9 protein-coding genes and 1 pseudogene are annotated in these 13,429 nt (G+C 65.6%); 5 read left to right on the top strand and 5 right to left on the bottom strand.

Features of this window, described 5'->3' with window-relative positions:
- The first annotated feature begins 8 nt into the window (after positions 1-8).
- Positions 9-1,511, top strand: a complete 1,503-nt coding sequence (locus Poly30_RS13445) for a glycoside hydrolase family 10-like protein (RefSeq protein ID WP_145198111.1) — start codon at positions 9-11, stop codon at positions 1,509-1,511.
- A gap of 152 nt (positions 1,512-1,663) precedes the next feature.
- Positions 1,664-2,929 (top strand): Gfo/Idh/MocA family protein, encoded by a 1,266-nt coding sequence (locus Poly30_RS13450; protein ID WP_419191352.1) that lies wholly within the window; start codon positions 1,664-1,666, stop codon positions 2,927-2,929.
- 49 nt (positions 2,930-2,978) lie between these two features.
- On the opposite strand, the gene Poly30_RS13455 is transcribed toward Poly30_RS13450, so the two are convergent.
- The 4 genes from Poly30_RS13455 to Poly30_RS13470 all read right to left on the bottom strand — a co-directional run bounded on the left by Poly30_RS13455 (position 2,979) and on the right by Poly30_RS13470 (position 8,452).
- Complete coding sequence (locus tag Poly30_RS13455) at positions 2,979-3,953, bottom strand: threonine dehydratase (RefSeq protein ID WP_145198115.1); 975 nt, start codon at positions 3,951-3,953, stop codon at positions 2,979-2,981.
- A gap of 93 nt (positions 3,954-4,046) precedes the next feature.
- Positions 4,047-5,984: a ribosomal protection-like ABC-F family protein gene (gene abc-f, locus Poly30_RS13460; protein WP_145198117.1), complete on the bottom strand. Its 1,938-nt coding sequence runs from the start codon at positions 5,982-5,984 to the stop codon at positions 4,047-4,049.
- Between the two features lie 158 nt (positions 5,985-6,142).
- Entirely contained in the window at positions 6,143-7,780 is a 1,638-nt protein-coding gene (locus Poly30_RS13465; protein ID WP_145198119.1) for a hypothetical protein, read from the bottom strand.
- A 192-nt stretch (positions 7,781-7,972) separates the two neighbouring features.
- Positions 7,973-8,452: a hypothetical protein gene (locus Poly30_RS13470; protein ID WP_145198121.1), complete on the bottom strand. Its 480-nt coding sequence runs from the start codon at positions 8,450-8,452 to the stop codon at positions 7,973-7,975.
- A gap of 199 nt (positions 8,453-8,651) precedes the next feature.
- On the opposite strand from Poly30_RS13470, the gene Poly30_RS13475 reads away from it, so the two are divergent.
- Both Poly30_RS13475 and Poly30_RS13480 read left to right on the top strand, forming a co-directional pair.
- Positions 8,652-9,770: a Gfo/Idh/MocA family protein gene (locus tag Poly30_RS13475; protein WP_145198123.1), complete on the top strand. Its 1,119-nt coding sequence runs from the start codon at positions 8,652-8,654 to the stop codon at positions 9,768-9,770.
- Positions 9,771-10,128: 358 nt separating this feature from the next.
- Positions 10,129-10,983 carry a hypothetical protein gene (locus tag Poly30_RS13480; RefSeq protein WP_419191353.1) on the top strand — a complete coding sequence of 285 codons (855 nt, stop codon included), beginning with the start codon at positions 10,129-10,131 and terminating at the stop codon, positions 10,981-10,983.
- Between the two features lie 854 nt (positions 10,984-11,837).
- Here Poly30_RS13480 and Poly30_RS13485 read toward each other — a convergent pair.
- Entirely contained in the window at positions 11,838-12,434 is a 597-nt protein-coding gene (locus Poly30_RS13485) for a hypothetical protein (RefSeq protein WP_145198127.1), read from the bottom strand.
- 196 nt (positions 12,435-12,630) lie between these two features.
- Between Poly30_RS13485 and istB the strand changes: the two are divergent.
- Positions 12,631-13,192 (top strand): annotated as a pseudogene (gene istB / locus Poly30_RS13495) (IS21-like element helper ATPase IstB).
- Positions 13,193-13,429 lie beyond the last annotated feature (237 nt).

Below are 13,429 nucleotides of genomic sequence, written 5' to 3' on the forward strand. Positions count from 1 at the left end.
TCCCGGGCATGATGCTTTCGGTTCGAATCGTGGCGGCGCTCTCGTGGGGCCTGATGCTCGCGGGCTGCCGCACCCCTGTCCCTTCCGCGCAGCCGCTCCTCCCCGAGCCGGCCCGGGAGTTCCGCGCCGCCTGGGTCGCGACGGTGTCCAACATCGACTGGCCCTCGAAGCCCGGCCTTCCGTCCGACGTGCAGAAGGCCGAAGCCCTCGCGATGCTCGATCGCATGGCAGCACTCCGCATGAACGCCGTGGTGCTCCAGGTCAGGCCGCACTGCGACGCGCTCTACGAGTCCACCCTCGAGCCGTGGTCGGCGTACCTGTCCGGTGCGGAGGGCGTGCCACCGGCCCCTTTCTACGATCCATTGTCCTTCTGGATCGAGGAGGCCCACGCGCGGGGCCTCGAGCTGCACGCGTGGTTCAATCCCTATCGCGCTGCTCACCCGGGCCGCCCCGGCCTCGCGGCCGCGACGTCGATCCTGAACCAGAGGCCCGAACTCGCGGTCACGCTCGGGACGCGCGGGTACCGGTGGCTCGACCCCGCGCTGGACGCTGTGCAGGAGCACTCACTGGCCGTGGTCCTCGACGTCGTCGAGCGCTACGACGTCGATGGCGTCCACTTCGACGACTACTTCTATCCCTACGCAAGCTACCACGACGGCCAGGACTTTCCGGATGAGCAAAGCTGGGACGCCTACGTGACGAGCGGCGGACGCCTCGACCGGGGCGACTGGCGGAGGGCCTCGGTGGACCGTTTCGTCGAGGACGTGTACCGCGGCATCAAGGAGGTGAAGCCGTGGGTGGAGTTCGGGATCAGCCCGTTCGGCATCTGGCGTCCTGCCCATCCGGAGGGAATCCAGGGCCTCGATCAGTACGCGGTCCTCTACGCCGACGCAAAGAAATGGCTGGAGAAGGGCTGGGTCGACTACTTCACCCCCCAGCTCTACTGGCCGATCGCGAAGACGGCGCAGAGCTTCCCGCGCCTGCTCGCGTGGTGGAGCGAGCACAACCGCGAGGGGCGGCACCTGTGGCCCGGGCTCGCGATCAGTCGGATGAAAGGCGAATCCGGAGCCACGGAGCTGGCGGGGGAGATTCTCATCGAGCGGGCCATGGAGCCGCAGTCCCCGGGCGTGTGCTTCTTCAGCATGCGTCACCTGATGCGGGAGGACTCGCCGCTCGGCGTGAGGCTCCTGGACGACCTGTTCGCGGAGGGCGCTCTGATCCCGGCGTCGCCCTGGCTGGGGGCGAGGGTTCCCTCGCGGCCGAAGAGCACCGTCGATGCTGCGGGCGTGGACCTGATCCCCGGGAGCGAAGCGGACGTCGTTTGCCACTGGATCGTTCAGTGGGAGATCGGCGACCGATGGCGCACCCGGATCCTGCCCGGTTCGAGGGAGCGGTGGGAGTGGCCGAGTCCACCGGACCGGGTGGCCGTTCGCGCCGTGGGGCGTTCGAGGGTGGTGGGACCGCCCGTCGTGACCCGCGTGACGGGTCAACGCGTCATGGCTGAAACCTGAGCAGGTGTAAGAGTCCGCGCATCCTGTTTCGTGCCACGGGCGGGCTGAGTATGGTGCCAGGACCACTCTCCGCCCGAATTCCAGACGAACCCGAGGTCACCTTGCCCATCACCAGAAGAGTCTCACGTCGCCAGTTCCTCCATGCCACTGGCGTGGCCGCCGCAGCCCCGATGGTGGTTCCAAGGGCCATCGGCACGAGCTCGATCGAAACCCTGAACGTCGCCTGCGTGGGCGTGGGCGGCATGGGCGCGGGTGACCTCAGCGCCACCGCCAGCGGCAAGAACGTCCGCATCGTCGCGCTCTGTGACGTCGACTCCAACCATCTGGGCAGCGCGGCGAAGGACCATGCAGGCGCCAGGACCTTCCGGGACTACCGCAGGATGCTCGACGCGATGGACAAGGACATCGACGCCGTCGTGGTGGCGACGCCCGATCACATGCACGGATCGATCGCGCTCGCCGCGATGGGGCTCGGCAAGCACGTCTACTGCCAGAAGCCCATCGCCCACAACCTGCACGAGTGCCGCGAGATGGCGGCCCTGGCGGCGGACACGGGCGTGGTGACCCAGATGGGCACGCAGATCCACAGCCACACGGCCTACCGCACCGCCGTCGCGGCGCTGCGAACGGGCGTGATCGGCAAGGTTCAAGAAGCGCACCTGTGGGTGAGGAAGTCGTGGGGCGGCGACGTCGCCGGACGCCCGGACAAGTCGGACGTCGTCCCGGATCACCTGGACTGGGATCTCTGGCTCGGCGTCGCCAAGGAGCGGCCGTACGTGGACGGCCTGTACCACCCGTCCCAGTGGCGGCGCTGGCTCGATTTCGGCAGCGGCACCCTGGGCGATATGGGTTGCCACATCTTCGACCCGGTGTTCGCGGCGCTCGGCATCGGCGCGCCCAAAAGCGTGACCTCCCACGGCCCCGCGCACTTCCAGGAGATGTTCGCGCCCAACGGCGACTTCCTCTACGAGTTCCCGGGCACGGACCAGACGGCCGAAACGATCCAGTTCCGCTGGACCGACGGGGATGCCGAGATCGCGACCGAGAAGGCGCAGCTCCCGGAGGGCGAGACCCTGCCCGGCGCTGGCTCCTTCCTCGTCGGCGAGAAGGGCGTCATGGTGATTCCCCACTGGGCGGCGCCGCGCTTCTACTCGAACGGAGAGAAGATGGACGTCGAGATCGAAACGCTCCCGAGCAAGGAGCACCGCAACGAGTGGACGGACGCGTGCCGCGGAGAGGGCGAAACCTCGACCCCTTTCTCCTACGCCTGCCCGCTGACGGAGGCCGTCCTCCTGGGAACGGTCGCGGGCCACTTCCCGGGCCAGAAACTGAGCTGGAACTCGGAGGCAATGGAGTTCGACCACTACCTCGCGACGGCGCTCACGCAGCGCATCTACCGGAAGGGCTGGCAGGTCTAGCCTCGATGACGGCAGCGCGGAGCCGCTTCCGAGGGGCTCCTGATTTCCTTCAGGGAGCAGGCGTGGCTCCGCCCAGGACTGCTGCGAATTTCGCCGTGTCGACGTTGCCGCCGCAGAGCGTGAACGCACTCCGCTGCCCTCGCTGCGCCGCCGTCTCCGACAGTAGCCCCGCCAGGGCCACGGCCCCGGCGGGCTCGGCGACGTTGTGGGTGGTTCGGAAGATCAGGCGCATCGCATCGGCGGCCTCGTCGTCTGCGACTTCGATGATCCGTGCGGCGCCCTTGATCATCGCCGCGATCGCGTCCGCGTCCGGGACCCGGCACGCCACGCCGTCGACGAACGTATCGGCCGACTCGGTGGTCACGACGTGCCCAGCTTCGACCGACAGGCGTGTCGCCGGCGCAGCATTCGATACCACGCCCACGATGGCGGTATCGAGGCGGAGCAGATCACGGACCGCGATCATCGCACTGATGCCCGATCCCATCCCTACCGGGACGTATACCGTGTCCAGTGGGCCAGCGGCGTCGAACATCTCGCGCGCGTACGTCGCGACGCCCATGACGAGGTCGCGGTGGAACGGTGGGACGGATTCGAGTCCACGTTCAGCGGCGACCCGCATCGATTCCTCTCGCGCCTCCTGGAAGTCGCGACCGTGCTCGACGACCTCGGCACCGAGTGCCCGCATCGCGGCGTTCTTCTCGATGCTATTGCCGTGCGGTACGTAGATGACGACCCTGCGGCCGTACTCGCGTCCGGCGAAGGCCAGGCTCTGCCCGTGATTGCCGCGCGTCGCGCTGATCACCCCGGTGACTTCGGGGCGATTCGAGACCAGCTTGTGGAGGTAGACGAGGCCGCCGCGAACTTTGAATGCCCCGACGGGCGTGTGGTTCTCGTGCTTCACCACGACGGTCGAGCCCGCTGCTTCGCTGAGCATCGGCCACTGGTACTGCGGGGTCGGCGGAACGTGCCGCCGGACGACTTCCGTTGCGTGATCGAGTTCTTCGAGGGAGAAGGGGTGCATGGACGGAGCATGGCCGATGGACGGCGGCTCCAACAAAGGGAAACCGCTCCCTCTTGGGCATGAGGCCACACCGTGCCGCAGCTCCTACCCGCCTCAGCCGAGTTCGAGAAGACCGGCCTCGGTCTCCCATGCCGATGACAGCTCGGCGAGGCGTTCCGTGTTGGCGTTGAGCTCGCGGCCGAGTTCGTTGCTGCGCACGCCGTCCTTCCAGGTCTCGGGCAGCTCCAGTTCCCCGGTGATCACGGCGTTGCGGCTCTCCAGAGCATCGATCTCCGTCTCGAGTGCCTGCACGATCTTCTTCTGCTTCTGAACGTTGAGGCGCGGCGGATTCGCCTTCTGCAAAGCTGGCTGGCCGGACTTACCCGCGGGTTTGCCTTCGGACCTGGCGGCTGCCCCGTCGCCGACCGTGAGGGCGGCGCGCGCCGAAGCGGCGTTCGTCTTGTGGAGGTAGAACTCGTAGTCACCAAGGTACGGCGTGAGCCGGCCCCCAGCCGTGTGTATGACCTTGTTCGCGAGGCTCTTGATGAAGTGCACGTCGTGGCTGATGAAGACCAGCGTGCCTTCGAACTGGGTCATCGCCGCGACGAGCGCATCGATGCTGGAGATGTCGAGGTGCGTCGTCGGCTCGTCCATCAGCAGGAGGTTCGGCGGATCGAGCAACAGCTTCACGAGGGCGAGCCGGCTCTTCTCGCCGCCGCTCAAGACCTCGATCCGCTTGAAGACCGAGTCGCCCGAGAAGAGGAACGACCCGAGCAGGGTGCGCACGGCCTGCTCCGTCACCTTGGCCTCGGTGTCCATCGCTTCCTCGAGCACCGTCCGCCCGGGCTTCAGCATCTCGACACGATACTGCGAGTAGTAGCCGGCAGAGACGTTGTGGCCGAGGCCGCGCTCGCCCCGGTCCGGCTTGAGCTTGTCGGCGAGGAGCTTCAGGAGCGTCGACTTTCCCGCGCCGTTAGGGCCGACGAGCACGATGCGCTCACCGCGCTGGACCTCGAGGTCGACGCCGCGATAGATCCTGTTCTCGCCGTAGCCAAAGTGGACCTGATCGAGCCAGATCACCTTCTGGCCGCTGCGGGGCGGCTGGGGGAAGCGAAAGCCGACCTTCTTGTCGTCGCTCTCCGGTGCCTCAAGCACGTCCATGCGCTCGATCTGACGAAGCTTGCTCTGCGCCTGGGCGGCCTTGGTCGCCTTGGCCTTGAAGCGATCGACGAACGCCTGCAGGTGAGCGATCTCCTTCTGTTGTGTCCTGTAGGCAGCGAGGTGCTGCGCGTCGGCCGCCTCGCGTTGCTTGAGGAACTTCGTGTAGTTCCCGGTGTAGCGGACCAGCTTCTGGTGGCGGATCTCGACGATGGCGGTGGCGAGCGCGTCGAGGAACTCGCGGTCGTGGGAGATGACGAGGATCGCCCCGGGGTAGCCCTTGAGGTAGCCCTGAAACCACAGCAGCGACTCGAGGTCGAGGTGGTTCGTCGGCTCGTCGAGCATCAGGAGATCGGGCTCCTGCGTCAGCAGTCTGGCCAGGTGGGCCCGCATGACCCAGCCACCGCTCAACGTGCGGGCGGGGCGGTCGAGATCCGAGTCCCGGAAGCCGAGGCCGCTGAGGATCTGCTTGGCCTTGGCTTCGACGAAGTAGCCGTTGAGCTCGTTGTAGCGCTCGTGTACGTCGTCGTGCCCGGCTTCGTCGTGTCCTCCCTCGCCCTCCTGCGTCCCGTCGGGATGCTTCTGCTCCCGCGCCTTGATGAGGCGGTGCATGCGAACGAAATCGTCGGTGATGGCGAGGGCGATCTCGAGCACGGTCTCCTCGCCGACCGGCGCGCTCTCCTGCGGCAAGTACCCGATGACCGTGTCGCGCTCGATGCTGACCCGCCCCTCGTCCGCCGCCTCCTCCCCGAGAATCAGCGAGAACAGGGTCGACTTACCGGCCCCGTTCGGCCCCACGAGGCCGATGCGGTCGCCGCGGTTGACCTGCAGCGCCGCAGCCGCAAAAAGGGTGCGGCTTCCGTAGGACTTGGTGATGCCGTTGAGGGTCAACATGGGAGGGGAGTATGCCGGTGGCCTCCACGAATGACCATGCAAACCAGAGCGCCGACTCGAGCGAGCGAGCAACCCCGTCTCGATTCGCTTCGCGGGTTCGCTCACCGGATGCTCACCGAATGCCCGCCGGGCCCCCAGGAGCCAGCGCCACAGAGCCCCTAGAAGGTCACCGCGATCGCCGACGAGATGTTGCTCGTCAGAGTCGGATTCAGGTCGCGGTACCAGGCCTGGAAGTACCAGGTCTCGCCTGCGAGCACCGCCTGATTGGGGGTCAAAGGGAGCGCGTTCGTGTCGACGGTGGCGGAAAGGAAACCGCCTGGGCCGGTGCCCATCGCCTGCGGCAGGAAGCGACCGATCGGCTGGGACAGGCAGAGCGTTCCCTGACCGCCCCCAGCGCCCACGGTGAATCCCGGCGCCGGGGCGACGAGGAAGTACCCCATGGATGATGCCGGGAGTCCGTGCGCGACCAGGCCAAGGGGCTCACCCGCGGCGACGCGGGGCGCGTTCGCGGTCATCGCTGCCGCGGAACCCGTCGAGTTGGGAGCCGCCGGGGAGCAGTACTCCACTCCCTCGGCCAGGTCGACGAGCACCACTCCGTACGTGGGACCTGCCTGACCGGGTTCCGACAGCCAGCACTCGAGGATGACCCAGCGCCCGTTCGGCGAGACGCCCATCTTGTCGGAGCGGATACCGTTGATCGTCTTTGAGCCTAGCGTCGTGACGCCCTCCTCGATGATCAGACTGTCGTCCAGGAAGAGACCACCGCCGAGCAACACCGCGGGATGATCCCAGCGCGCTGCCCAGACCACCGAGCCAGACTCGAGTAGGTGCGGCTGATCGCCTTTTCTGGACGGGAGCGTAGAGAACCTCAGAAGGCGGTAGGGCGCGATCGCCGGATGCGAATCCAGCGCTTGATAGAGAGGTTCGCCATTCTTCACGAGGACGATCGGATTGGTCCCTGACAGTCCTGCGACGTAGGCGTGCTCGCCTCTGCTATTCACGCTCCCGAGCGCCTCGAAGAAGGTTGCGTCCCAGTTCACGCCCGGAATGACGCTGGGCAGTCCCGAACCTCCGAGAATCTCGTTCCCCTGCAGAAGGACGTAATTTCCCGAGGCGGTACGCCCCCACGTAAGGTGTCGCCCGTCTTCGCCCGCGTCGCGCACGACGAGCGAGCGTACAGCGTCGGTGCTACCCGCCGGCAGGTCACCTTGAACGGTAACGATTCTGCCGTCCGTGACCGCCTGACCTTCCAGGCGGTACTCCGCGATGACGTTCCTATTGGGGAGGCCCGGCCGCCTCATCAGACCGCTCATCACCACGCGGCCCTCGGGCGTGGTGACCGCATCGCCGATGTACGTCCACAAGGCCCCGGGCTCAGCGGCAATGGCCATCGGCCGGTACTCGTGGAGGAGGGGCGTATCGTTGACGAAGAGCGCTCTCTTCACCGGCACCCCTGCGGGGCGAATTCCAGCGACGAAGACAGCGTCTCCGTCTTCGGTGATTCCGAGATCGAGAGGCCGAAGAAGGTCCGTGGCGCCAAGTTCCGGGATCAGATCTTGGGAATACACGACAAGCCCGTGCGAGCCGAAGACAGCGTGGCCCGCGCTCATGTTGGCAGCCAGGTCGACCATGACCGCACTGATGACCCATTCGCCGCTATCGTTGACGGCCATATGCTCGAATCCGTGGATCTCTGCGGCGCCAGGGATCACGTCGAAGGACTGGTGGAGCAGCCGTATGGACTGGGCTGATGCGGGAATGGCCGAGGCAAGCGCGAGAAGGGCGCAGATCTTCATGGTGGAACGCTAGCAGCTATGCGGGAGCCTGTTGGAGAAATTCCGCTCACTGCGGTCCTCCAATGCCGCAGGACTGCTGGATTCGTCTCTTTACAGCATCGCGGGGCCCATGGTGTCACGCATTTGTTGCGAGCCGCTTCAGGGGCGGGTGAGATCGCAAGCGGGAGCCGCGTTCACTGCGATTTCCGGAAGCTATCGGCCGCCGGATTCCACGAACACTTCTGTCACGGCGCGACTCGTCAAGAATCGCCAGAGCAGGAGATTGACCGCGATGGACCCGAGCCGCAGTGCCAGCGCTTCACCCGTCCACTCCATCTTCGCCTCGCCGAAGGCCAGCCAGGCGATGAGCAAGACGAGGCTGGCGTTGGTCGCGATGGAAATCGGTGCCTGCGCAACCACCAGTGAAGCGCCCCATCGAAAGCGAGCCAGCAGCAGCAGGCCTCCGAGGCCCACCAGCGCGGAACAACCCAGCAGGACCCACATCGTGATCTCGAGGTACGTCTCGCTGAAGGGCGTGAACTGCATGAATGGGTTGTGCCAGAAACCCCAGCGCAGATCGTCTCCGTCCGTCCTGTCGTACAGATCGACATACCACACGGCGCCTCCGATGAGGCCACTGGCGATGGAGACGAGGGCGGCGATTTGGAGCCGGGGAAGGACGCGTGAGACCATGGTGCCTGTGGCGACCGGGATAGGACGCCTTGATGCTGTACTGTAAGCGCCCCGACGCAAAGGTGCGCAGAAGTGGCGAGGCGAGGCGCCCCTGGCGCGGCCTTGAACCCGTCTGCGGTACGCTCGACGAGCGATCCGAGCCTGTATAGTGGCCCGTTCCTGCTGCAGACCTGGCGTCATTGCGGAGACCAAGCATCCCATGAATACACCGTCCCACGATTCCACTCGTCGCGCCTTCCTCCAGGTTGCGGCCGCAAGCGCCGTTGGCGCCAGCCTGAGCCCGCGCGCGTTCGCGCGCCGGATGGCGGGCTCCACGCCACCACCAACGCTCCGCTGGGGCATCGTCGGCACTGGCCAGATCGCTAGCTCGATGGCAAGTTCCATCAAGGCGGCACAGAGTGCCGACCTGGCCGCGGTGTCAAGCCGCCGCCTGGAGTCGGCCCAGGCTTTCGCCGAACGGTACGGTACGGCGCACGCGTTCGACTCCTGGGAGGAGATGGCGAACTCCGACAAGGTCGACGCCCTTTACGTCGCCACACCGACCAGTGTGCGCGAGGAGATCTGCATCGCGGCGGCGCGCGGCGGCAAGCACGTGCTGGGCGAGAAGCCGCTGGCGAGTCTGGCCTCGGTGGACCGGATCCTCGCCGCGTGCCGAGAGAACGACGTGGCTTTCATGGACGGCACGCACTTCTCGCACCACCCGCGCACGCGAGAGCTGCAGGCCCGGCGCGATGGCTGGATCGGAGCGACCACCCTCGTGGATTCCTCCTGCGCCTTCAACCTTCAGGATCGCTCCAACATCCGCTACAACACCGAGCTCGAGCCGATGGGCGCGATCGGCGATGCTGGCTGGTACAACATGCGTGCCGCGGTCGAGTGCCTGCCCCCGGGCGTCAAGCTGGAGAGCGTGAGCGCCGTCCTGCGACGCGACAAGGAAACGGGCGCGGCGATGGGGGGCAGCGGTGAGCTGCGCTTCGAGGGCGGCCTGCGCTCCACCTGGACCTGCGGCTTCGACGCGTCCCCTTCCTCGATGCATGTGCACATCGAAGGGGCGGACGGCCAGATCGAGATGCCCGGCTTCCTGTTCCAGGACTCCGACCACTCAGCTCGACTCGAGGTCAAGCGGGCAGGCGGGGAGCCAACCACCCATCGCATCGCGTCGGGCAGCCCAGGTTCGGTCCTGATGTTCGAAGACATGGCCGCCGCAGCCGCCGACCCGTCCCTCCGAGCTGGCTGGGCCAATCGCACACGCCGGACGCAGGCGCTGCTCGATGCCGTGTGGCACGTGGCGCTGGCTGCGGAAGCGAGCGGAAGGTGAACTGCAACCCGCATCGCTCACCTCGTCCGTCTCACTACTGGAACCGGCACTTCCGTCATTTGATGTTACAGATCGAGCGTAACCCCAGCGTGGCCGCTGCGTTGCACCCGATCTAGACTCGTGCGGTCATGAACGAGGTCAAATGAGGAAGGCGGCAAGGTCCGGCGTAGGCTGCCCGAACGGCGAGTGCGAGCAGCATGGCCGGCATGACGCGGGCAACGTCGTCCTGCACGGCTTCTCCAAGGTCAAGGGCGGAAGGCGCCGCAGGTACCGCTGCACATCGTGCAGCAAGACGTTCGGCGCAACGACGGGCACACCGTACAAGCGGCTTCAGTACTCCAAGAGCCGTTTCGACCGTGTGGCGGCTCTCAGCGTCGAGGGTGTCAACAAGTCAGCCATCGCGCGACTAGAAGGGCTCTCCTGGAACACGGTCGCTCGCTGGCTGGAGTTGGCAGCAGCTCTCGCTCGCCGCTTCAACGCCAAGCACCTGCGCGGGCACGAGCTCATTGAGCTGCAACTCGACGAGATGAACACGTTTCTCCAGAGCCGCAAGCAGCAGACGTGGGTCTTCGCGAGCATCGACGTCTGGTCTCGGGTTTGGCCAGCCACGCTCGTCGGCGCACGTACCTCTCGTAATACGGGGCGATTCGTCCGAAGCATCGCCGATACAAGCCACGGTGGGGGAACGCCGCTGATCACGACCGACGGTTTCAAGTTCTACGCGCCGACGATTCGCCACGTGTTCGGTGTCGGGTGCGTGCTCGCGCAGGTCATCAAAAAGATCAAGCGGAACCGAGTCGTGCGGGTTGGTACAAAGCTGATTGTGGGCACCGAGTGGCGGCTTTCCGATGCGCTGAGGGAGTCCGAGGACTCGACGAAGCTCAACACCGCGTTCATCGAGCGGTTGAACCTCACGATCCGCCAGGGTTGCGCGTACCTACGTCGTCGATCGCCCTGCCATGCACGGAGGAAGCAGACGCTCGAAGACCACCTGGAGCTCTTTCGCACCGTCTACAACTTCGTGCGGCCACACAGCGCATTGAGGTTCGGGAAGGTGACGCGAACGCCGGCAATGCAGGCCGGTCTCGCGCAGAAGCGGTTCAACTTCCGGGACATCTTCACGGCGCGCTACGCCGCGGCCCGCTTTGCCATTGTCCGATTCCGGACGGTGGCGTATCACGAGGAACCTGAGAGGGTCAGATGCGCCGCGTAGCAACAACGGATGAAGGGAGCACCGCGCAGCGTTGCAGACAAAATGACCGGCTAGATGCTCAGGAGCGTGCATTGGGACACATACGGTGCGCGCCGCACCTCTTCCAGTAATTCCACCAGCCGTAGACAAATCCGCACTTGGCGCAAAGTCCACCAATGTTCGGCCCACAGCGCGTCACACAGGGCTGCGGCGCGCCTTCGCGCTCCTTTCCTTGATCGTCGAAGAAGAAGGTCACTCGCCTTTCTAATTCAACAAGTGCTTCCTCCAAGGAGGGCGCGGTGTAGTCCAATCTAGGGTCGTGAGCCTGCTCCGGTCCCGCCTCGATACGTATAGCGAGGACACAATTCCTGCTATCGTCGGCGTCTTCAAGCCCAGTCAGAGGGTTTATGAAGGGCAAGAAATCCTCGTCTACGCAATCATGGAACTCAAGGTCGCCGTCCTTTCCAGTCCAGACGGGATGCATGACGATTCTCCTGACCATATCGCGTCGCGCGATCGGATCCAGAGGCGCCGGTGCCGACAGTGGGTGAAATGTGTTCGATCCAGGGGTAAACATTTAGTCGTGCAGTCCCTCTTTCAGGTAGTTCGTGAAGGTCAAGACTCCGTTCTCAACCCCGTAGTGTCCCACTTCTCAGCCGACGCCCTTGCGGCCCTGTGAGGGCCAGTATCATACCGACATGCTGAACGACGGCCTTCCCGCTTCGCACCTCGCGATCAACCTCGCTTCGCCTGGTGGCCGGCCACGACCGCCTTGGCGGCCTTCTGAGGCACTACAGGGCCTCGGCTTGACAGTGGGACACTACGCGCTACGGGGTTGAGGGGGCCTTTTCCTAGATTTGGGGAGCTGGGGAAGACTACCAGCTGACGGTGAGCCCAAAACCGATCTCTGGCTCGGTGCTGTCGCCGATGTAGTCGTTGTAGTGATTGATCCCGCCGTGGTGGGAGCAGGTGCCTTGACCGACGCTCGTGGAGGTCGTGCCGTCGTTGCAGGTAGTGGGTTCGGTGGTGTCGAGATAGGCGCGGATTCCCGCCAGGCCGTAGAGGCCGACGCGCTCGGAGATCTGCCAATCGACCCTCAGGGCGACGCTCAGCGAGACGAGCGAGTTGCTGTTATCGAGCCCCTCGAGGTCGGCCCGTCCAAGGCCCAGGCCCAGCTGAAGGCCGGGGCGCACGGGACCGGTGGTGGGGGCGTAGAAGAGGCCGCCGAAGCTGAAATCCACGAGGTCGAGTCCCACGTCGTCGTCAGAGCGAACGTCCACCTGCACGAAGCCGCGGGTTCGGGCCTCTTTGGTGGCTGCGCCAGTGAAGCCGAAGCTCGCGCCGGAGAGGTCTGCGTCCACAACGTCGAACGAGGGCTCGTGCTGGACGTATCCGGCATAGAGGCTCTTGTGAGCACAGCCGGTGAGGGCGGGGAGGAGGATGACCGCGAGTGTTCTGAGGCGATGCGGCATCCAGCAACTGGCAGGCTGACGGTGCGTCATGGCCGTCCTATCGGCGAGATTGCCGTCGCGCTTGAGAGGTCAAGGAGTGGCACTCTCCTGGTTACGAGCGCCAGTCGGGCGTATTCCCCAACTTTCAGCCGAGGTCCCACGAGGCCGTGAGCGCTGAGATCGCCCGCACCACATCCAGGGAGCCAAGTTCCCGTCGTTGAAGACGCTGGACACGTTCGAATTCGACAAGCAGCCCGGCGTGGACAAGGACCGCGTGCTCGAGTTGGCACGCGGCGATCTCGTCGAGCGACGTGAGAACGTCTTCCTCGTTGGCGAGATCGGCACAGGCAAGACTCACCTGGCGTCGGCGATCGGATTCGCCTGCTGCCAGCGCCGGCTTGAGAGTTCCATTCATGACGGCTGCTGACCTGACAACGATGCTGGTGGAGTCGAAGTCGGTCGATCGCCTGTCGAGGCGCATTGATCAGCTTGCGCGTTTCGTCCTCGTCATCATGGATGAGCTCGGGTACGTGCCGCTCGATCGTGCCGGAGCCGACCTTCTGTTCACGTTCATCACGCGCGTGTACGAGCGAAGGAGCCTGATCGTCACCACGAACCTCGTGTTCGGGCGCTGGGCGGAGGTATTCCAGGACGCGACGGCAGCCGCGGCGGTCATCGATCGGGTTGCACACCACGCCACCATCCTGAAGACCGAGGGGCGGAGCTACCGACTGCGGGCCGCTGAGGAGGCTGGAGCTACGACGGCGGCAATCCGATAGCTACCTGTCCCCTAGGAAGACGCATTCTGTGCCCCCTAGGGGGCATCCCCGGCCACGGCCGGGGAACGAGCCCAATGCAGCGCGTCGCGCAGCATCGGGGCCCCTCGCAGGCCGAGCCAGCCACCTCGCCAAACGTCCCCAGGCCTACTGGAGTGGGGGTCCCTTTTCAGCTGTCCGGAATGGTCCCTTTTGTAGTGGCCGTTTACACCTACGGGAGCAGCGCGACAAGGCGTACCG

The organism is Saltatorellus ferox, assembly GCA_007751475.1.
Taxonomy (GTDB): domain Bacteria; phylum Planctomycetota; class UBA1135; order UBA1135.

Bases quoted from the DNA above. Each gene is read 5' to 3' on its own strand.
- Poly30_RS13445 (WP_145198111.1), top strand. From the start codon at position 9: ATGATGCTTTCGGTTCGAATCGTGGCGGCGCTCTCGTGGGGCCTGATG.
- Poly30_RS13455 (WP_145198115.1), bottom strand. From the start codon at position 3,953: ATGCACCCCTTCTCCCTCGAAGAACTCGATCACGCAACGGAAGTCGTC.
- abc-f (WP_145198117.1), bottom strand. From the start codon at position 5,984: ATGTTGACCCTCAACGGCATCACCAAGTCCTACGGAAGCCGCACCCTT.
- Poly30_RS13465 (WP_145198119.1), bottom strand. From the start codon at position 7,780: ATGAAGATCTGCGCCCTTCTCGCGCTTGCCTCGGCCATTCCCGCATCA.
- Poly30_RS13470 (WP_145198121.1), bottom strand. From the start codon at position 8,452: ATGGTCTCACGCGTCCTTCCCCGGCTCCAAATCGCCGCCCTCGTCTCC.
- Poly30_RS13475 (WP_145198123.1), top strand. From the start codon at position 8,652: ATGAATACACCGTCCCACGATTCCACTCGTCGCGCCTTCCTCCAGGTT.
- Poly30_RS13485 (WP_145198127.1), bottom strand. From the start codon at position 12,434: ATGCCGCATCGCCTCAGAACACTCGCGGTCATCCTCCTCCCCGCCCTC.